General features: G+C 35.5%; 19 protein-coding genes. 10 read left to right on the forward strand and 9 right to left on the reverse strand.

From position 1 onward, the window contains the following. Positions 1 to 16 precede the first annotated feature (16 nt). The 3 genes from RQM59_RS00410 to RQM59_RS00420 form a co-directional block, all read right to left on the reverse strand. Entirely contained in the window at positions 17 to 850 is an 834-nt protein-coding gene (locus tag RQM59_RS00410) for a universal stress protein (protein ID WP_349240080.1), read from the reverse strand. A gap of 105 nt (positions 851 to 955) precedes the next feature. After that, complete coding sequence (locus tag RQM59_RS00415) at positions 956 to 1,957, reverse strand: glycoside hydrolase family 113 (RefSeq protein WP_432208127.1); 1,002 nt, start codon at positions 1,955 to 1,957, stop codon at positions 956 to 958. 37 nt (positions 1,958 to 1,994) lie between these two features. Continuing rightward, positions 1,995 to 2,903: a hypothetical protein gene (locus RQM59_RS00420; RefSeq protein WP_349240081.1), complete on the reverse strand. Its 909-nt coding sequence runs from the start codon at positions 2,901 to 2,903 to the stop codon at positions 1,995 to 1,997. 138 nt (positions 2,904 to 3,041) lie between these two features. Between RQM59_RS00420 and RQM59_RS00425 the strand changes: the two genes are divergently transcribed. From RQM59_RS00425 to RQM59_RS00450, 6 genes are read left to right on the forward strand one after another with little or no spacing between them, the layout of a single operon-like run. Continuing rightward, positions 3,042 to 4,391, forward strand: coding sequence for an NAD(P)/FAD-dependent oxidoreductase (locus tag RQM59_RS00425; protein WP_349240082.1), 1,350 nt, complete (start codon positions 3,042 to 3,044; stop codon positions 4,389 to 4,391). Positions 4,392 to 4,396: 5 nt separating this feature from the next. Beyond that, the gene (locus RQM59_RS00430; RefSeq protein WP_349240083.1) at positions 4,397 to 6,019 is read left to right on the forward strand and encodes a 4Fe-4S binding protein; all 1,623 of its coding nucleotides are present in this window, start codon (positions 4,397 to 4,399) and stop codon (positions 6,017 to 6,019) included. Beyond that, positions 6,019 to 6,501 carry a toxin-antitoxin system YwqK family antitoxin gene (locus RQM59_RS00435; protein WP_349240084.1) on the forward strand — a complete coding sequence of 161 codons (483 nt, stop codon included), beginning with the start codon at positions 6,019 to 6,021 and terminating at the stop codon, positions 6,499 to 6,501. The genes RQM59_RS00430 and RQM59_RS00435 overlap by 1 nt, the downstream gene beginning before the upstream one ends. Then, a complete protein-coding gene (locus RQM59_RS00440) occupies positions 6,498 to 7,193 on the forward strand; it encodes a glycosyltransferase family 2 protein (protein WP_349240085.1) in 696 nt (231 codons plus the stop codon). The genes RQM59_RS00435 and RQM59_RS00440 overlap by 4 nt, the downstream gene beginning before the upstream one ends. Beyond that, positions 7,193 to 8,683 carry a cellulose synthase family protein gene (locus tag RQM59_RS00445; RefSeq protein WP_349240086.1) on the forward strand — a complete coding sequence of 497 codons (1,491 nt, stop codon included), beginning with the start codon at positions 7,193 to 7,195 and terminating at the stop codon, positions 8,681 to 8,683. Before RQM59_RS00440 ends, RQM59_RS00445 begins: the two co-directional genes overlap by 1 nt. After that, positions 8,683 to 10,116, forward strand: coding sequence for an MptA/MptB family glycosyltransferase (locus RQM59_RS00450; RefSeq protein WP_349240087.1), 1,434 nt, complete (start codon positions 8,683 to 8,685; stop codon positions 10,114 to 10,116). The genes RQM59_RS00445 and RQM59_RS00450 overlap by 1 nt, the downstream gene beginning before the upstream one ends. Before the next feature lie 27 nt (positions 10,117 to 10,143). Here the strand turns inward: RQM59_RS00450 and RQM59_RS00455 are convergent, their stop codons facing one another. Then, positions 10,144 to 10,560, reverse strand: coding sequence for a MerC domain-containing protein (locus RQM59_RS00455; protein ID WP_349240088.1), 417 nt, complete (start codon positions 10,558 to 10,560; stop codon positions 10,144 to 10,146). Positions 10,561 to 10,642: 82 nt separating this feature from the next. Between RQM59_RS00455 and RQM59_RS00460 the strand changes: the two genes are divergently transcribed. Together RQM59_RS00460 and RQM59_RS00465 are read left to right on the forward strand one after the other, a co-directional pair. Next, positions 10,643 to 11,023: a Fur family transcriptional regulator gene (locus RQM59_RS00460; RefSeq protein ID WP_349240089.1), complete on the forward strand. Its 381-nt coding sequence runs from the start codon at positions 10,643 to 10,645 to the stop codon at positions 11,021 to 11,023. Between the two features lie 51 nt (positions 11,024 to 11,074). Then, positions 11,075 to 12,754 (forward strand): PhoX family protein, encoded by a 1,680-nt coding sequence (locus tag RQM59_RS00465; RefSeq protein ID WP_349240090.1) that lies wholly within the window; start codon positions 11,075 to 11,077, stop codon positions 12,752 to 12,754. Positions 12,755 to 12,760: 6 nt separating this feature from the next. On the opposite strand, the gene RQM59_RS00470 is transcribed toward RQM59_RS00465, so the two are convergent. Genes RQM59_RS00470 through RQM59_RS00485 form a run of 4 tightly spaced genes read right to left on the reverse strand, consistent with a single transcriptional unit; the run spans position 12,761 to position 16,997 of the window. After that, positions 12,761 to 14,530, reverse strand: a complete 1,770-nt coding sequence (locus tag RQM59_RS00470) for a glycoside hydrolase family 2 TIM barrel-domain containing protein (protein ID WP_349240091.1) — start codon at positions 14,528 to 14,530, stop codon at positions 12,761 to 12,763. 58 nt (positions 14,531 to 14,588) lie between these two features. Further along, a complete protein-coding gene (locus RQM59_RS00475; protein WP_349240092.1) occupies positions 14,589 to 15,242 on the reverse strand; it encodes an NAD(P)-dependent oxidoreductase in 654 nt (217 codons plus the stop codon). A gap of 3 nt (positions 15,243 to 15,245) precedes the next feature. Next, complete coding sequence (locus RQM59_RS00480; RefSeq protein WP_349240778.1) at positions 15,246 to 16,199, reverse strand: carbon-nitrogen hydrolase family protein; 954 nt, start codon at positions 16,197 to 16,199, stop codon at positions 15,246 to 15,248. A 3-nt stretch (positions 16,200 to 16,202) separates the two neighbouring features. After that, positions 16,203 to 16,997 carry a DUF2797 domain-containing protein gene (locus tag RQM59_RS00485; RefSeq protein ID WP_349240093.1) on the reverse strand — a complete coding sequence of 265 codons (795 nt, stop codon included), beginning with the start codon at positions 16,995 to 16,997 and terminating at the stop codon, positions 16,203 to 16,205. A gap of 77 nt (positions 16,998 to 17,074) precedes the next feature. On the opposite strand from RQM59_RS00485, the gene RQM59_RS00490 reads away from it, so the two are divergent. Continuing rightward, a complete protein-coding gene (locus RQM59_RS00490; protein ID WP_349240094.1) occupies positions 17,075 to 18,583 on the forward strand; it encodes a GH3 auxin-responsive promoter family protein in 1,509 nt (502 codons plus the stop codon). A 4-nt stretch (positions 18,584 to 18,587) separates the two neighbouring features. Here the strand turns inward: RQM59_RS00490 and RQM59_RS00495 are convergent, their stop codons facing one another. Beyond that, a complete protein-coding gene (locus RQM59_RS00495; protein ID WP_349240095.1) occupies positions 18,588 to 20,468 on the reverse strand; it encodes a hypothetical protein in 1,881 nt (626 codons plus the stop codon). Positions 20,469 to 20,579: 111 nt separating this feature from the next. Here RQM59_RS00495 and RQM59_RS00500 point away from each other — a divergent pair, with 111 nt between their 5' ends. Further along, the gene (locus tag RQM59_RS00500) at positions 20,580 to 20,900 is read left to right on the forward strand and encodes a hypothetical protein (RefSeq protein ID WP_349240096.1); all 321 of its coding nucleotides are present in this window, start codon (positions 20,580 to 20,582) and stop codon (positions 20,898 to 20,900) included. Positions 20,901 to 20,913: the final 13 nt, after the last annotated feature.

The following is a 20,913-nucleotide window of genomic DNA, read 5'->3' on the forward strand; positions in this document are numbered from 1 at the left end:
TCACAAAATACTTACCTTAAATTTTCACCGTCAAAATTGGTAGACTAGCATGATTTGCCACATCTTCAGATAAACTACCCTTAAAAAAATGAGACAATCCCTTTCTTGCATGAGTGCTCATCGCTATTAAGTCAGCTCCAACGGAATTTGAAAAACTTAAAATCCCTTTTTCTACAGATCTATCAGACACAAAGGTTGTACTCTTCAAATTTTCTATGTTACCATCGGCTATACCAAAAAAATCAGCCGCCATTTTCTCCATCTCAGGCGTTGTTTTGAAATTTTCATATGGCGTGTTTACATATACCACATGTATCTTTCCTTTAAAACCTTCTGTAATACTTTTTATTCTCACATATGCATCAATAGATTCAAGTGAAAAATCAGTTGCATATACCACGTTTTCAAAATCAAAATCTTTCAAATCTTTCTTGATCACCATAACTGGTATTTCTGAAAAACGAATTACTTTCTCGGTATTGGATCCTATGAAGAGCTCTTTTAACCCAGAAGCTCCATGAGACCCCATGATGATCAGATCTGCATTTTCTTCTTTTGCCAAGTCATTTATCTCACTGAATACTTTAAAGTGCTTAACCAATGGAGTCACTTTGAGATCTTTCAAATAATCTTTCTTCAGAAAAGCATGAAATCTTTTCTTCGCTAGTTGTAATAAAAAAGCCGTTTTTTCTTGAATATAGCTAGAACTTTCATTGAAGTGATCCGATTGAATATCTAGCATATGCACAGCCAATATTTGCGCGTCTTGTTTTTTAGCTATGAACGAAGCAGTTTTTAACGCATACTCTGAATGGTCCGAAAAATCGATGGGAACAATAATTGTTTTCATGTATATTAGTGTTTAATTTATAGTCAAAATTAAAACTAACTCTTCTCAATTTTCCTAACATTTATCATGCTTTAAGAACTTTTTATTTGAGAATTTAATGGTTAACTATTGCCCGTATAATTTTGTGATTAATTTTTCGGCAGGTTTATTTTGTGGCGTAAAGCGGTTGTTATTATTTCCTCCTACACGATCATGACGATGAAACCATTTCCAAACAAAACCACCTGCAAACCAGGATTCATTCCAAAACTGATTATATAGTGCCTGTAAGCCGTTTTTCTGTGCTTCTAAATTGACAGATGCTTGAACTCGTTTTGAATCCCAAGGTTCTTTTCCCGTAAAATTGACACTTCGGTAACCAAACTCAGTAAATAACACAGGTTTCTTAAATTGATTTTGTACTCTTTTGATCTCCTTCTTATGGGCAGTCCACCCCTTCTCAAAATCTGCTACCGTTGGTGTTTTTTGTTCGCTTAACGGGAAATACGCGTCAACGCCTATATAATCTAACTGTCCCCAAAATGGTACTCGTTTAAATTCATCCCAATTGGCTGCATATGTTAATTTACCAGAATAAATTTTTCTAATCTTTTTGATAAGCTCTTTCCAATACGCAGGTCGATTTTGTATAAATTTTTCCAATTCAGTTCCAATACAAAAGATAGGAATTTTGATCTCTTGTGCCGTCTTGGCATACATTAAAATAAAATCGGTGTAGGTGTTCTCTAATTTCTTCCAGTTGGTCTCTGAATTCATGGTGATATGTCCTGTATATTGACCGTGCCACACCCATATCTGAGGCTTTAACATGATTCTAATCCCCTTTTTACGTAATTCTTTAGCATACTGTTTTATCCCTTCTTCTCGCTCTCCAAACCATTGCCTTTTGACATTGAAGCGTATTTCAGGTGAAGATAACTCCCTAATAAAACCAAATGGCATTAGGGCCGCATAATTAGCATTTAATCTTTTAACAGGTTGAGTATGCGCCTGTGAAATGCTATCTCCAGAAGCTACAAAACTAACACCATTGATCTTTTGGGCAAGACATGGTAACATCACCATAAAAAAATAGGTGCATATAATGAGACGTTTTAAATCCTTCATACTATGCACCTAAAATAATTCCTTTTTTCTAAACCTTTTAGAATAACGCTCTTAAACCTACGTTAAAAGTTTGTCCAAGCCCAGTGTCTGTACCTCTAACAAAATTTGTATAGGATGTCTCAATGTTTAACGCAGTTGTTAATTGGTATTTTGCACCTATTCCTAGTTGTGTATATTCCTGGCTGAAATTATTACCTAAATCAATTAAAAAATACTGTTGTGTCTGCCCAAATATGGTAAACTTACTAGAGGGAAAATAACTCAAGAAAGCGCTGATAGGAAGTCCTAAACTGTTATTCGCAAAACCACCAGTCGAAGTTCCATTTGAATCTTCTGAATAAGATTCTCCAAAGTGCAGCTGTGTATCTAACTCAGTAAAAATTTGCCATTTTCCACTTTCAAAAGTATAATCGTAGAAAAACTTGTTCTCCCATATCCAACTTTTCTTATCCAGGAAAACCCCATTCTCTTTCTCATTACTCACCAAAGGAATAATGATCGAACTTCTGATAGAGAAGTTCCCAACATTCTTAAAAGGTTGGAAGCTAATACTAGGCGCTATAGACGTTAATCCTGATCTCGACACTCCTGTCTCATTCCCTAAAGAGAGGGTTGAAAACCAGCCTTCATTAGAGGTAAGTGAACTTTCCGTAGTAGATTTTACGTTAAAAACCACTCCGATATTTACTCTAGAATTTTCAGAAACACCTGTAAAAATTTCAAATGTCGATGTATAGAAATTCGACCTTGGTTGTTTTCCACTTGTGAATGTATCTTCGGTTTCTGTATAAAAATTATTAAACCATTTAATATCCCATTGCCCCTTTTTCAACAGTTTCGATGGCGTATACGTCTGAATATTTGACTTTGTCGTTTCTTCTGTTTCCTCTTGTGCAAATAATGTTATTGAAAATAAACATAATGTCGCTAAAAGTAATTTTTTCATGCTTGTAAAAATTTGTTTCATCTTTTTATTGGTCAATAGGTCGAGGGCATTTTTCATTACTTACAAGCAAATAAATTTAAAAACTCTTGTTAAGTTTTTTTAAGTAACTTCGACAGATATGTCAACAATCTAACAACTATGGAGCACATTGTCATCATTGGAAATGGGATTTCAGGAGTAACTGCGGCTAGGCACATTCGCAAAAACTCCGACAAACAAATTACCATTATATCCGCCGAAACAGACTTTTTCTTTTCGCGCACAGCACTCATGTATGTTTACATGGGACATCTGAAATTTGAACATACTCAACCTTATGAATCTTGGTTCTGGAAGAAAAATAGAATCAACCTTAAAAAAGCATATGTTCAGGAAATAGATGCTGCTAAAAAGCTGTTACAATTTGCAGATGGAAGTTCCATGAGCTACGATAAATTGATCATCGCCACAGGGTCTAAGCCGAACAAATTTGGTTGGCCTGGGCAAGATCTTAAAGGTGTTATGGGCATGTACCACAAACAAGATCTGGAAAATTTAGAACTGTATGCTCCAGACAATAAAGCATGTAAACGCGCTGTCATTGTGGGTGGAGGATTGATTGGAATTGAATTGGCAGAAATGCTACATTCAAGAAACATTCCTGTTACTTTTCTAGTTCGAGAAACGAGCTTTTGGAATGGGGTTTTACCTTCAGGTGAAAGCGAAATGATTAATGAACACATTAAGGAAAACCACATAGATCTTCGATTGGGCGTAAACCTTAAAGAGATCAAATCTGATGAAAACGGGCGTGTAAAATCTGTAGTCATTGCAGAAACTGATGAGGAAATCGAATGTGATGTTGTTGGATTAACCGCTGGAGTATCTCCAAATATTGAATTTATTAAAAACTCGACCATCGAAACAAATCGAGGAGTATTAGTCAATCGTTTTTTGGAAACAAGCGAAAAAGATATTTACGCTATTGGCGATTGCGCAGAGCAACATGAGGCGATTGGAAACAGAAGGCCTATAGAAGCAGTTTGGTATACCGGACGTATGATGGGAGAAACAGTTGCCCAAACCATTTGCGGAAATAAAATTGAATATAAACCTGGACATTGGTTTAACTCGGCTAAGTTTATTGATATTGAATATCAAACCTACGGCTGGGTTTTTTCCGATAGAAATAAGCCAGATTATGAAAAGCACTTTCACTGGAAACATGCTGATGGTACTAAATGTATCACCATAGCCTACCATAAAGAAACAAATCAATTCTTGGGGATCAACACTTTCGGAATTCGAATGCGACACGAAATTTTTGATCGTTGGCTTACCGAAGAAAGAGATGTGGATCATGTCCTAGAATATTTAGCAGATGCCAATTTTGATCCTGAGTTTTATAGATTATATGAAAAAAACATTGTCGCACAATTCAACAAGGAAAATGGCACAACTATTCAGGTAAGAAAGAAAAGTTGGAAACGAATCTTCACAAGAGCATAAAAAATATGAAAGCAATAAAACAAATAGGATTAATCATATTTTTAATCGGATTATCCATTTTTACTGGAACTCTTTTTACAGGTTCTTTTAATTTGACTTCGGCGGAGTTAGATACTTTCGTATCTGAAAAAGGATATAAAAGTGAAGTAATCAAAGATGAACTTGCTAAAGCAGTTGTAACAGAAGAATCATTGAGTATTTTCGAATTCTCTAGCCGTGTTCGAAATGCTTATCAAGCATCCAATGATCATTACGACGCATTAATAGCAAAGTACGATGCAGAAAAGAATTGGGATGAAAAAGGGAAACAATATCAATATAAAATTTATGGTAAACCGCATACCTTGAGTTATGAGTTAGCGAAAAAAGCTGGAAATGGCTATGTTCGAGAAAATAGTGGTACGATTTGGTGGCTTACCTTTGGACTCGGTATACTAGGAGCTCTGTTGTTTATCTTACCAAATTATGTTTTGCTCGGGGGACCTGGAATAAAGAACAATGGGATTTATTTGGAATCAAGTACCAATCGAGGTTGGATTGCATGGCTAGTTCTTGTTTACCTTGTTGCATTTTATTTGGTCCTTTATTTTATGGCTGATTATGTGGTGAACTGGACTTATATTTTAGACCCTATTAGCACATCACTAAATGGTGGAGAAGCGAGTCAATGGTTTGTATATGGTTTTCTCTATTGTACAATTATGGTTGTTATGGCAACTAGAATGTATATTAAATACAGGCATAATAAATACCAGATTATTCGTACAACTTCTGTATTGTTTTTTCAAATTGTCTTTGCGTTCTTGATTCCTGAGATCATGACCAGTCTAAACATGCCTGGGTACGATTTTAAAAATGCATTTCCTTTAGATTATGATTTCTTTTTTGAATGGAACCTTGAAAGTTTGAGTAAAAGTGGAAGCATCGGCCTATTTATTTTGGTTTGGGGAATTGTTTTAACCTTGATCATTGTTCCAGTAATGGTTTACTTTTTTGGAAAAAGATGGTATTGTTCCTGGGTTTGTGGTTGTGGAGGATTGGCTGAAACATTGGGGGATCCGTATAGACAACATTCAGATAAATCAATGAAAGCTTGGAAATTAGAACGATGGTTAATTCATTCCGTTTTACTGTTTTCTTTGGTGATGACCGTGGTTACACTCTATGCATATTTTACAGGTACAGATACCCTTTTAGGCATTAAGTCACAGTGGATCAAGGATACCTATAGTTTCTTGATTGGAGCATGGTTTGCGGGTGTTATTGGCACAGGATTCTATCCTATTTTCGGGAACAGGGTATGGTGTCGTTTTGGATGTCCGCTTGCAGCATATTTAGGATTGGTACAGCGCTTTAAATCAAGATTTAGAATTACCACTAATGGTGGTCAATGTATCTCTTGCGGAAATTGTTCTACCTATTGTGAACAAGGAATTGATGTAAGAGCTTATGCTCAAAAAGGAGAAAATATTATTCGCTCTAGTTGTGTAGGATGTGGAATCTGTTCTGCTGTATGTCCAAGAGGAGTGTTAAAATTGGAAAATGGGCCAGAAGCTGGAAGAATCAATCCGACTGACATTTTATTAGGAAATGATGTGAATTTAATGGAATTAGTAAATAAAAAATAATGCGTTTACTTTCTCTTTTCACGATCGGTTTTCTTCTCATATATGCAGAGGGGTTTTGTCAAAAAAAATATCAGAAAGTATATTTCGAAGATGGTACTTTAAAAGCGCAAGGATGGCTAGAAGGTTCTGAAAAAAGTGGCTATTGGACATTCTATCACCCAAACGGAGTTAAACAAAAAGAAGGGCATTTTAAAAAGGGTGTTGCCAGTAAATATTGGTATTTTTACCGCCAAGATTCTTCTAAAGAAAAGGAAGGGCATTTTAAAAATGGCAAACAGCATAGGTGGTGGTTGTATTTTGATAGTATGGGACATATTAACCATAAATGCCAGTTAAAGAACGATCAAAAAAATGGGTATTGCCTGATCTATGAAAAGCAAAAATTGATCAAAGCTTCAAAATACCAAAACGGAAAAAAAATCAAGGAATGGACAGATTTTTCTTCTTTTAGAAAAGAGAATAAACTGTCGGATTTAAAATGATAAAACAAAATATTAAGGTAATCATTCCTGCATATAATGAGGAAGATTCCATAACCAACGTTGTAAACGATATTCCAGATATCGTGAAGGAAGTTATTGTCGTTAGTAATAATTCAACTGACAATACTGAAGAAAATGCTACAAAAGCAGGAGCTACTGTACTCAAAGAATCAAGAAAAGGCTATGGTTATGCCTGCTTAAAAGGAATGGACTATGTGGCGCAACAGAAAGAATTACCAGATATCATCGTGTTTTTGGATGGCGATTACTCTGATTACCCAGAACAATTAATAGAGATCATTGATCCTATAATAAAAAACGATGTAGATCTTGTTATTGGTGCTAGGGTAAAGGCTCTGAGAGCGCCGGGCTCTATGACGCCTCAACAGGTTTTTGGAAACTGGTTGGCTACTTTTTTGATGAAGCTGTTTTTTGGTGCGAAGTTTACAGACCTTGGACCATTTAGAGCCATAAAGTATAACAAATTGTTAGACCTTAACATGGAGGACAAAACATATGGATGGACAGTTGAAATGCAATTAAAAGCACTAAAACAGAAGCTATCTTATGTAGAAATTCCGGTAAAGTATAGAAATAGAATTGGTGTTTCTAAAGTTTCAGGCACTGTAAAAGGCTCTATCTTTGCGGGTATCAAGATCTTAGGTTGGATATTTAAATATAGTTTTAAATAATGGTACTAGAATATGCAATAATAACAGTTTATTCTGTGGCGCTCATTTTAATCTTTATGTATGCGTTAGCACAGTTAAACTTGCTTTTTAATTATGTTAGTGCGCAACGTAAAGAAGATACTTGCCCAAAATTTAATTTCGAAAATGAGGAAGAAATTCCTTTTGTGACGATACAACTTCCTGTATACAATGAGATGTATGTCATGGAGCGTTTGTTAGACAATATTGCTAAGTTAGAATATCCAAGAGAGAAGTTAGAAATTCAAGTTTTAGATGATTCGACTGATGAATCCGTTAAAACTACTGCTACTCAGATCGAAAAAATTAAACAAACCGGACTGGACATTCAACATATCCGAAGAACAAATCGTCAAGGGTTCAAAGCAGGAGCTCTTAAAGAAGGTTTGGCTATTGCTAAAGGTCAGTATGTTGCTATTTTTGATGCTGATTTTTTACCAGAATCGGATTGGCTATTACGAACAGTTCCGTATTTTAAGAACCCTGAAGTTGGTGTTGTACAAACACGTTGGGGGCATATTAATAGAAATTATTCTACGCTTACTAAAATTCAAGCTTTTGCCTTGGATGCTCATTTTACACTAGAGCAAGTAGGAAGAAATAGCAAAGGGCATTTTATAAATTTTAACGGAACTGCCGGAATATGGCGAAAAGAATGTATTATCGATGCAGGGAATTGGGAAGGTGATACCCTTACCGAAGATCTGGACCTAAGTTATCGTGCACAATTAAAGAACTGGAAGTTCAAATACCTGGAAAACGTAAAGACTCCTGCAGAATTGCCAGTGATAATAAGTGCTGCAAGGTCTCAACAATTTAGATGGAATAAGGGTGGTGCAGAGAATTTTCAAAAAATGGCAAGACGTGTTATTACTTCTAAAAATGTCTCAGTAAAGACCAAAGTGCATAGTTTGTTACACTTATTGAATAGTTCTATGTTTTTAATGATCTTTTTGGTGGCAGTCCTAAGTATTCCAATGCTGTATATTAAGAATGAGTATGCACACTTAAAATCTTATTTTTATATGATGAGCTTTTTTGTGATTAGTACTATTATCTTCTTTATTTGTTATTGGTTTATGTTTAAAAGAAGTTATGGTGGAGGCTTCAAGAATTTTATACGATACATAGGAACATTCTTTACTTTTTTCTCTATCGCCATGGGATTCTCCCTCCATAATACCATTGCAGTTATTGAGGGTCATTTTGGTAAAAAGAGTGAATTTGTCAGAACGCCTAAATTCAACATAAAATCACTACAGGATACTTGGAAAAACAACAAATATATTCGTAAAAAACCATCTATTAATGTGATCATTGAAGGGTTATTAACGTTATACTTTGGCTTTGGTATGTATAGTGCCTTTGTAGTAGGTGATCAAGGTGGAGATTTTGGATTGTTTCCTTTTCACCTGATGTTATTCATTGGTTTCGGCTATGTTTTTTGTAAATCGATATTTTCTAAAGCCTAATGATATTGTCCCAGAAAAATAAGTCCATTTTGGTTGTCGTTATCAGCATTGGGCTCTATTTTTTATTTGCATACAATTTAGACAGAACCAATTTTACACAACTCATATCTTTATACCTTGGCTTATTTATTCCCTTTTTATATTTCATAAAGAAAGAACATGTAAACTTCCCTTTTTTGGTTGGAATAGCCATTCTCTTTAGATTGGTTTTTCTGTTTGCCGTTCCAAATTTGTCTCAGGATTTTTATCGTTTTATATGGGATGGTAGAATGCTACTTGAGGGTTTCAATCCTTATATTTCTTTACCAGAAACATTTATTAATGAACGAAACTTTCCTATTCCACAAGCAATCGATTTGTACAACGGAATGGGGCCTTTAAATGGGAGTCATTATACGAACTACCCTCCTATTAATCAGTTAAATTTTTTCCTTGCTGCCTTGTTTTCAGGCAAGAGCATCTTAGGCGCAGCTGTTGTATTACGCCTTCAAATTATTTTGGCGGATATCGGAATTATTTATTTTGGAAAGAAAATACTGGAGAAGTTACAATTACCCATTCATCATATCTTTCTATACGCTCTGAACCCATTTATTATCATCGAGTTAACTGGTAATCTTCATTTTGAAGCTGTCATGCTATTTTTCTTAGTATGGAGTATATATCTGCTCCTTATTGGAAGGTGGGTTTGGGCTGCAATTATATTAGGTCTGTCTGTATCCGTAAAATTGATCCCGCTGTTATTTTTACCCTTGTTTTTACAGTGGTTTACGTCAAAGTCATATAACAATCATACAGAGAGACCTCTCGACTCCTCTCGAGGTGACAACATGTTATCTGGTAAAGCAGAGTCGAGAACTCTTCTTTTACAAGGAGTGTTCAAATTTGTTTCTTTTGCGGCTATCGTTATTGCTCTAAATATTGTGCTGTTTCTACCTTTTGTTTCTCCAGACCTCATTAGTAGCTACTCAAACTCAGTAGGTTTATGGTTCCGAAACTTTGAGTTCAATGCTAGTATCTATTTTATAGCCAGAGAGATTGGGTATTTATTTAGAGGGTGGAATGAAATTGCTATTATAGGTAAAATCATGCCTATACTCACTATTACATTTTTGACTATCATTACCTTCTTTAGAAAGAACAAAACACCACAACAGCTAATCACGGCGCTGTTATTTGGACTGTCATTTTATTATTTTACGACGACGACCATGCATCCATGGTATTTAGCAACCTTATTATTGTTATCTGTATTTACAAAATATAGATTTCCATTAGTATGGAGTGTTGTTATGATCTTGAGCTATCAAGCTTATGCGAATGAACCCTGGAAGGAAAATTTGTGGTTTGTTGGACTGGAGTATGTAATTGTCTACGGTTTTCTAATAGTTGAACTGCTAAAAAAGAGAAGGTCTATGGCCTCTAAGGTTTAGGGTTCAATAACCCAAAAAACTCATTTCTTATAAATGTTCGTTTTCCTTTACATTTACACAACATTCCTCATCAGCGCATTGGCAATATTTTCTGTTATAGAAATGCAAAAAAACAAGGGCTATCGCAGGGATGTAAATTGAAAACTCTGTTAAAGAAAATAATTCTAACTTCTCATTTATTAGTGCCACAGTAAGAGCAATCCAGGAAATCCAAAGGGCATATCGCATCCAGTTTTTTGAGGTGTTCTGTACAGACCAAACCACTGCAAAAAATGATACGAACAGAAATATATAGTCTAAGCTTTTCCACCAGCCAGGTGCTGCATCCTCAGCAGCTAAAGGTTGAATTATAAAGATTAACGGTGTGGCAAGGCAATGTAATAGGCACAAGCTGCTTGCCATTGCTCCAATAGGATCTGAATTTGTTGATAGTTTATTGATCATCTCATCTATATTAAATGCAACTGAGTTGCAAATATATTAAATAAATTTGCTGTTGCAAGCAAGTTGCATTAAATTTGTTGCTATGGGAATCATAAGAAAAACAAAATCTGTTGGACTATTACTTAATGTCTTTAACCAAAGTAAAAGTGCTTTATCCGTGGTCCATTTGATTGAAAATTTAAAGGCTAGCATGAACAAAACTACGGTATACCGAATCTTAGATCGGTTAGAGCAAGAAGGGGTTGTGCATTCTTTCTTGGATAAAGATGGCTTAACATGGTATGCAAAATGTACTGAGTGTACGTCTCATGAACACTCAGATGTGCATCCTCATTTCCAATGCAACGATTGCGGGACTATTGAATGTCTATCTATTGATATTTCAATTCCAACGATTTCTGATCGTCAAATTGATTCTGCAGATGTCCTTTTGCAAGGAACTTGTCCAAGTTGTCTTTCTTAACATTAAAACAATATATACTTGACCAATTAGTCATAACTTTAAAAACCAAAAATGCATTACAACCGAAGAAAATTTATTTCCTTTCTAGGGAAAGCCAGTATTGGAGCTGCAATTATTCCTCCATTTTTAATGAGCTGTGGGAATACTACAAGCCCATCAACAACGTTCAAAAACATTTCTTCCGAGGATTTAAAAAGGTTAAAAAACTTCATATTAAAGGGTATTGATCCTTCTGACAAGGACGACCTTCTCTTGGCAACTGGACTTGACTATCACGTCATTACTAAATGGGGAGATAAAATTTCTGAAAAAGATTACTTTGGATTTAATAATGACTTTACCTGTTTTATCCCATTTGATAAAGAGAACCCTAAGGATGGTTTACTATGGGTAAACCATGAGTATGCCAGTACATTATTCGTTTCAGGGTTTCATTTTAGAGATTACGAAAACCCTTTGGAGCATAGAACTATTGAGCAGGTAGATAAAGAAATGTATAATGTTGGAGGTAGTATTGTTCGAATCAAAGAGGAAAATGGTAAGTGGAAAATTGTTGAAAATGATAAACACAACAGGCGTGTTACAGGTCAGACACCGATAAAATTTAATTGGGACTCCCCAATAAAAGGTGCTTCTCTTGCTATGGGAACCAATAGTAATTGTTCTGGAGGAATTACTCCATGGAATACTTTTCTTTCTTGTGAGGAGAATTACGATAACCTATTTGGAGAAACGGTTTATGATGAAAATAATGTTCCCAAGAAAGTTCCGAGTTGGCTTGGCTGGGAACGATTTTACGACTACCCGCCTGAGCATTACGGATGGGTTGTTGAAATAGATCCGAAAAGCGGCGAAGCTCAAAAACATGTTGCATTAGGCAGGTTCGCACATGAATGCTGTACTGTATATGAAATGGAGGATAAACGAGTAGTAGCATATACGGGTGATGATAAAGTAAATGAGCACATTTATAAATTTGTATCATCAAAGCCTGGCTCTTTTAAAGAAGGTATATTGTATGTAGCAGATACGATCAATGGGGAATGGCTTGCGCTGGATTGGGAAACACAACCTGTATTAAAACAAAAATTTAAAGATCAAACGGAAGTTTTAACTCGAGCACGTGAAGCTTCAAAGTTACTAGGAGCTACCCCACTTAATAGACCTGAAGATATTGAAATAGATCCTATTAGTGGAAACATCTTTATTACACTAACAAATAACAAAGGAAAACAAGATTATCATGGATCGATTTTAAAAATTGAGGAAACAGATGGAAAATTTGACTCTTTAACTTTTAGAGCATCCACTTATAAAGCAGGCGGTGAAGAAAATGGTTTTTCCTGCCCCGATAACTTGGCTTTCGATCTGTCAGGAAATCTTTGGATGACCTCAGACATATCGGGATGGTCTATAAATAAAGAGCCATATATACCTTTTAAAAATAATGGGCTATTCGTCATTCCCAGATATGGTAAAGATGCTGGTAAAGTTGTTCAGGTAGCTTCAGCTCCGCGTGATGCAGAGTTAACAGGCCCCTGGTTTTCTCCGGATGGAAAAACATTGTTTTTAAGTGTCCAACATCCTGGAGAACTAACTCGAGCTTTGAACGAACCTACTAGTAAATGGCCCTTTGACGCAGATACTATTCCAAAACCAGCAGTTGTGGCAATCCAGGGAGATTTGATCGAGAAAATGAATGCGTTACGTCAAATTGAAGCGACTGACTAAACTCGTCTATTCAAAAACAATATCATCTATATAGATCTCGTGTGGAGTACCATTACCGTTTGAAAAAAGGACAAATCCAGATCTGATACAACTAAGGTCCTCTCTTTTTATTTTGATAGTATATTTCTTCCATGCTTTATCAATGACAATGGGAATCGATTTTTTAGCCGTATCAGGAAATGGCTTGTCTTGGTCTATCAAGCCAAATCCAACCGTTGCTTTCACATTCCATGCATTAGCTTTTGCCCAAAAACTAAAGGTTTTCGCACCTTCAATATTATAACCTCCTAAAATACTTCCCCAGTCATTTGCTGGATCCTGAAAGGCTATTCCATACCACCCTCCTCTTTCTGGATAACCGATCTTGATGGAGGTCTTTCCTGAATGCACATCATCCTTATAATCTAGATCTACGGACAATTTTTTATAATTACCCATATATCCAGAAGCAGCATAGGGTAAATCCTTGTTCTCTTTATAGATATAAAATGGGAGCGTTGCTTTTGGGACTAGGTATTTCTTTTTCTTAGCTTTTTTGTCTTTTACGATAATTCCTGTGGAGGCTATTCCCACATTATTGTAACTATCTTTTACATTGACATACACCTTTACTGGCCCATCTTCTTGAGGCAATTGTATTTTAAATCCATCTTTATAATTTCCGTTAAATGCTAGTGGTAATACTTGATTTCTTCGTTTTCTACTTCCTGTTCGCTGGTTGTAATAAAAAGACACTTCGAAGTTATCATTTTCGGAATCATTGACTTCCAAAGAAACAGAAATCCAAGTCTTACTTTTCGCCTCAGATGTAGATAATTCAAATTTTTTAATGACCGGAACATTATTTACTGGCTTCTTTCCTGTATACGCTTCTCGAGTAGCCCAATACTGCGGCCTATTCATATCTCTGTGACGCATCAATAACCATGGAGAAGCAAAATCATTTCCTGAACTATAGTGGAAAACATAAACTCCTAAACACGAAGGTTTATTCTTGATCCAATTTTGATACCCCTTAGCAATTGCATTATATTTTTGTTGATCAGAAGGCTCCACTTTTACGCCATTTTTTTCTTGCTTGATATCCCATTCTCCAGTTACACCAAACTCTGTAAGAATATAAGGTTTGTCAATATTTTTTTTATCTAATTCAGCTTGCAGGTAACCCGCTCCAGGTCCATAACTATTCAATCCATAAATATCGAGCGAGGGTACATATTTCTGCCACCACTCCAGTCCAAAGGTCCATGCTTCTACAGAAGTGATAGGATGATTTGCGTCTATTTTTTTGATCTCACTACAGATTCTTTCTAACAATTTTGAATAGGCTTCCTTCTCAGGATTGGTAGTCATATTTAGATACACTTCATTTCCAATTCCCCACGTTAATACTGCTGGATGATCTTTATATTGTTTTACTACGGAAATTGCATTGGCATACATTGCTTTTTTACCATCTTCATCTTCCAGATAATTAAAACTGTCGTCATCTTCCATACCTGGTCTTCCGTGGCGCATCCATATACCCATCATTACTTTGATTCCATGTGCATGCGCAGCATCCAAAAGTTTCTTTGCGTTTTTTCCAGTAGCCCAGGTTCTAATTGTATTCACTCCTAGAAACTGCAAATCTTTAAAATAAGTATCGTAATTTTCAACATCATTTTCATAACCAAAAGTAGCTCCCTTCACATCAAATGGTTGTCCATCTACCAACAAGTGCCAGCCTTTGTCCGTCTTTTTAACTGCAGTCTGTGAAAACAGACCCAGAGACATTGTCAAAGTAAGTATAACAAGAAGAAGTGTTTTAAAATGCATTGTTCTTAGTTGTATTTCAACTCTTTGAAATTACGACTTTCTTTCCAATCATACTATCCATCTTCAGACAATCTAGTAAATATGAAGCAACGGCTTTTCTTCCAATGGTAAGTTTGGGGTTAGGAGTATTATCGAAACTTTCTTTTACTATTTGATCCTTTGTCGTATTGGTCAAACCAACTGGTCGAACAATGGTCCAATCCAGATTAGATTCTTCTAATATTTTTTCTTGTCGTTCATGGTCTCTATAGGCTGCTCCTATATTGCTGCTATAAATGAGCCATCGAAACCAAAAGGGAATATCTTTTTTAGTCTCAGAAACACCCCAAGCGGAGCAAACTGCAACTCTTTTAATAGTATCTGTATTAGACAGCGCTACCAGTTTTGATAGCACCTCTGACATATACTTTTTTGGAGTTCGTAAGGGTGCCCAAGGAAAATCGGATACACGAGATACATTTAGTACAGATATGATGTGACTATTATTTTGTAATGCCGACACAAGATCTTCTTGATTGTTTGGATTGCCCTTAATAACCGTTACGCTATCAGAAGCTTTTATTTTAGATGGATTACGAACTAAACATGTAATATGATAACCTCTTTCTACGGCTATTTTTAATACTTGTTTTCCCGTTCGCCCCGTGGCTCCTAATAGCAATATTTTCATAACCTATTCGAACTCCACAGTACTTTGTCGTTCTCTATTTACATGCAGTTTGGTAACGTCTGGTCGTGAATAATGTCCAACGGGGTCAAAATTCTGACGTTCTTGTAATACTTTATTAAAATCCAAGGTTTGATAGATCAACCCTTCTTCGTGCAATACAGGTGCTACCAACCATTCGCCATCAGGAGAAGCAATACATGAACCTCCATTAGCTAGTACATCAGGTGCATTCTCTAAAATCTTTTCTACATGTGGCGTATCACTTGGAAAATCGCTCTTTGACATCAAACTCGAAACTGAAATTACGTAGGATCGAGATTCTCTTGCTATAAAACGTGTAATGTCTTTGGTATTATGATCACTTCCTGGCCATACCGCTATATGCAAGTTTTCTCCCAAACCATACAATGCTGTTCTCGGTAGTGGCATCCAATTCTCCCAACAGTTTAATCCTCCCACAGTAAAATCTTTTAGAGGATGAACCTGTAATCCATTTCCATCACCAGGTGCCCAGGTTAGTCGTTCGTCAAAAGTAGGTTGTAGTTTTCTATGCACGGACTGTATAATACCGTTAGCATCTATATATACCAAAGAAGCATAAATGCTATGTCCTCCTCGATTAGCAGCTCGTTCCATAATACCTAGATAGACAGCTATGCCATGTTCCTTTGCCAACATAGATATACTATCTAATTCTCCTTTTTCAATAGTAATAGAGTTTTGTATATAATGTGCATGAATCTCTTTCTGTACAGGAGAATCCCAAGCAGCTCCATTGGTAAGGGCTATCCAAAAAGGGTAGCCCGGTAACAAAGCTTCTCCAAAGACAACGAGCTCTGCACCGTTCTTTGCTGCTTCTTTAATATTGTTTTCAATTTTTTCTATGGTAGCCTCTTTGTTCAACCAAACAGGAGCTATTTGTGCTAATGCTACTTTTAAATAGTTTTCTTTTGACATCATTTAATCAATCTTGATACCAACCACCAGTCCTTCGTTAGCTCTTACATTAAACACTGTATTGTCTTCAAAAATCAAATACTGTCCCTTAATGCCTACTAACTTCCCTGAATAACTACCAGTCTTCTTAATGTTCAAGCTCTTTGGTTTTTCAGGATACTGTTTTACAGGAAAATGTAGCTGTGTTTCGGTATTATTTTCTATAAAATATTCTTGAGCTTCTTCTGGTATGTAAGATCGTAATTTTTGACGCCAATCTGTTAAATTTTCATCTTCCACATCATTTTTTAACATCTTTCTCCAATTTGTTTTATCTGCAACATGTTCTTTCAGCGCAACCTCTGTAATACCAGCTAAATATCGGTTAGGAACCTCCACAATTTCTATTGCTTCATGTGCTCCCTGATCAATCCATCTAGTAGGAACTTGTGTTTTTCTGGTCACTCCAACTTTCACATTGCTCGAATTTGCCAGATATACAATATGCGGTTGTAATTGGACGGATTTCTCATAGGCAAGATCCCTGTCTTCTATATCTAAATGCGCCGTGCTTAATTCAGGTCTCATGATCCATTCGCCAGCATTTGGTGTTTCGAAAAAACACGATTTACAAAACCCTTGCCTATAAATTTCTCTTTCTCGATGACAATTCAAACATTCATAGGTTACAAAACTCATGGTTATATCCCTGTTTAGCAGCTGGTTCATGTTTAAAAAATCAGTTTTCATATCCAAATAATACTGAATCTGATCTCCATTTTCTGTCGGCATTTTTTTTAAAACTCCTTGATATTCCATACAAAAGATTTTACTATTTTTAAACGCATTAAAACGTCTTAAACAAACTTAATATAAAAAAAGCAACTAATTAAAGAATGGCGATCCCTTTTGTAAATTCTATCATCTCATGGTTTCTTAAAAAAAGGAAGCATCAAATAGAGCTTTTTATCAAGTACCCCAATGACGTACAGGATGAATTATTAATGCGGCTATTAGACCGAGCTAAGAGTACCGAATTTGGAGTAGAGCATAACTTTTCTAACATTGATGGTTATCTCCGATTTTCTGAAGAAGTTCCTATTCAGCAATATGAAAGTATTGAACCTTTAATTGAACGTTGTAGAAAAGGAGAGCAAAATTTATTTTGGCCGACAAACATTAAGTGGTTTGCAAAATCTAGTGGCACGACAAATGCAAAAAGTAAATTTATCCCAGTGAGTGACGATGCCATTGAATATTGCCATTTAAAAGCAGGAAAGGATATGCTATGTCTGTATATCAACAATAATGAAGGAACAAAGCTTTTTACAGGAAAAGGATTGCGTCTGGGAGGTAGTTCGGCTATATATGAAGACAATGATTCTTACTTTGGAGACCTTTCTGCTATTATTATAGAAAACATGCCTTTTTGGGCTGACTTCAGCTCAGCTCCAAAACAAGAAACTGCATTGATGAGTGAATGGGAGACTAAAATGGAAGCCATTATCAATGAAACCATTCATGAAAACATTACCAGTTTAGTTGGTGTGCCTTCGTGGATGTTGGTATTATTGAATCGCGTGTTGGAAAAAACGGGTAAGGACAACATTCTTGAAGTTTGGCCTAATCTAGAAGTATACTTTCATGGCGGCGTTAATTTTAGCCCTTACCGAGAGCAATACAATAAATTGATTCCTAAGAAAGACTTTAGGTATTACGAAACCTATAATGCTTCAGAAGGTTTCTTCGCAATTCAAGACAGGAATACCTCGGATGAATTGCTATTGATGTTGGACTATGGAATTTTCTATGAGTTCATTCCTATGGATAAATACGATGGGGAAAACTCTAAAGCCATTCCGTTATCATCCGTAAAAAAGCATGTAAACTATGCCATTCTAATTACCACTAATAGTGGCTTATGGCGTTATCTGATTGGTGACACTGTTAAATTCGTTTCGCTAGACCCTTATCGGATCAAAATAACGGGAAGAACCAAACATTATATTAACGTATTTGGCGAAGAATTGATCATAGAAAATGCGGAGGAAGCATTAAAATCAGCTTGTACAAAAACCAATGCTACGATTACCGACTATACCGTTGGACCTATCTATATGAAGGATGATCAAAAAGGTGGACATGAGTGGATCATTGAGTTTAATAAGGCTCCTAAAAATCTAGAGTATTTTACAGAGTTATTAGACAATGCTTTAAAATCTATCAATTCTGATTATGAAGCCAAACGTTATAATAATATGACATTAGCAATGCCAATGGTCCATGAGGCTAAACAAGGATTATTCTATTCTTGGCTTAAGAAAAAAGGAAAGTTAGGAGGACAACACAAAGTACCTAGATTATCTAACAAGAGAGATTTTATAGAGGAATTACTTATCCTATAATTTGCTAATCACTACAGTTTTCACAGTACGTTTTTCTCAAATATTCATTTTCCAATAACTGAAAGGTAACTCCTCCATCAATAATCGAGTTGAAAATCTTGCAAAAACGTTCTTTATTCATATTGATAGCATTCAGCATACTAGTTCTATAATCCGATGATTGTGTTAGTTGCTTATTTATCAATGTCAAATTCAGATAGTAAAAAAGAAGGTCTTCATCAATAGTAATATCTCTGGCTTTTTCCTCTAACAACTCCACTGCCGCGCTTACATTTGAATAAAAGGAGAAAAATTGTGCTAAGCTCAGATAATCATAATTGGTAAGCGGAAACTTTTTATAATTCTTTTGAATATATCTTACAGAAACGTCTTTTACTTTATAATTACGTTGTCGCATCAGTTTCTCTGCTTTTATAATATGAAAATTGACCAACATTCTATCTATTAATGATTGGGTAATTCCATGTTTTTTTAAGCTTAAAATCTGATTTTTCAAATCCTTTTCTTTTACGGATTGATGATTAAATCTCCATAATTTAAATTTTGCAACGGTAATGTTATATTTTACTTTTTTGCTTTTAGGAGCAAGTTTTTCCAATTGTAGCAATTCATTTAGTACAATTAAAGAAAACCGATCGTCTCTTGAAAATTTGAACATACTATTCTTGTTCAGGATTGGCACATATTTCAATTGCTTTGGAACGGACATTTGAGTCAATAGGTCAGGAGGTGTTTCTTTACCCTTTAGCTTATCAAAAATGGAATTCTGGATCTCCAGAGCCTCCGGAATCTTATCTTCAGCAATAGCTGTGCTAAAAAGTCCAGTTAACGTAGATACCGTCATTTCTTTATACTTGTCCTTCTTATCTAGTTGGAGCGTAATAACAGCTTTTCTATGACGTTTTAAATAGGGTTCTAGTGCACTAGAAACAGTGCCTACCAATTTTTTCTTAACCTGTTCTTTGCTCAACGCTTTTAAATCTTCATATGAAGTTCCAGTAATATCATTCAAGAACTCTACCCAATTCTCAGAGGAATTGATCTCTGTAACAATGGTCGGTTTTTGGAAAGACTGCATCGCAGCAGCAATGCTATTCGCTCGTTGTTCCTGCAACTCGACATTTCTTTTCAAACTCCCTTCAACCGAAGCATAAGCTCTAATATTGATTTTCTTAATGTTAAAATCAGTCAACCTCAGGGAATCATACAATGGTTTAATATCTTCTGCTGCATATACTGACTTGTTCTTTTCGAATGGTATGGTGAATGTCAGTGTTTTATACTTCATGATAAACTTATCTTTGGTACTCATCACTTTTTTTCTCGAATAGACCAAAGAATCTAAATACATACCCATATCTAACAAATCCCACGGATAGGATTCCAAGTCATAGATCCAATAATACTGACACAGTGTTTTGTTGTTGAGAAATAGAATATTGAACTCGAGCACATCTTTTTCTGTTCCAGAAGGTAAGCTTCCAACCCTTACACGGTATAATTTGTTTTTGGTAGGTCTTAACCCTTTTCTTAGTTGCTTTGCAAATACAGGCTTGAGTAAGGTGCCTCTTATCTGTTGTTTTTTAACTGTTGAGATCTCACAGGCATATCTAGATTTTGAAACCACGTCAATAGCCATACCATCCCCTGACTTTTTAAACAATTGATCAAACCATTTCTTATCATTGATCTCAAAAAACAACTGATTATTTTCTACCTTAATACCAAAGCGAACTTCTTTCGGTTTTTGCTGAAATACTTGCGTGAAATATCGACATTTTTGTGAACGTTGCACATCTGTAGGAAACAAAATGCCATAATTATTCTGCGCTTCTATCCAAGGCGAGGTGAATAACAGAAATAGTAAAGAGATTATTTTTTTCACGTTCTATGCATTTTTCGAAGCTTAAATTTACATATTTATTTAGATAAACATAAACCCTGCCATTATCGACTTATTGCATATATCACGAAAATTTCGTATATTAAAGGTATTATGAGAAAGAAAAATAAAAGACGAATGCACTCCTCATTAGGATATTACGGATTTGGCGGTTTGTCTGCTGTTTTTAGCAGAAGGCCTAAACCTATTTTTGAAAAAATTAAAACTATTTATGGTGATGAAATGGAGCGTTACAGCCTCGAGCGTAGCAGTACCAATAAATTTCATCAAGACATCCCCAAAATAGAGTTGGAAAAAATACGGAACAAGGTAAGGATTGCCATGAAAAGCGCTAATAGAAAAGAGTTTTTAAAACAAACCTTATTTCTTACTCTTGTTGCTATTGCTGTAATTATTTGCTACAACTTATTGTAAAATCGCCCCTAAT

The sequence above is a fragment of the Asprobacillus argus genome (assembly GCF_032248395.1).
Lineage (GTDB): Bacteria > Bacteroidota > Bacteroidia > Flavobacteriales > Flavobacteriaceae > Polaribacter > Polaribacter argus.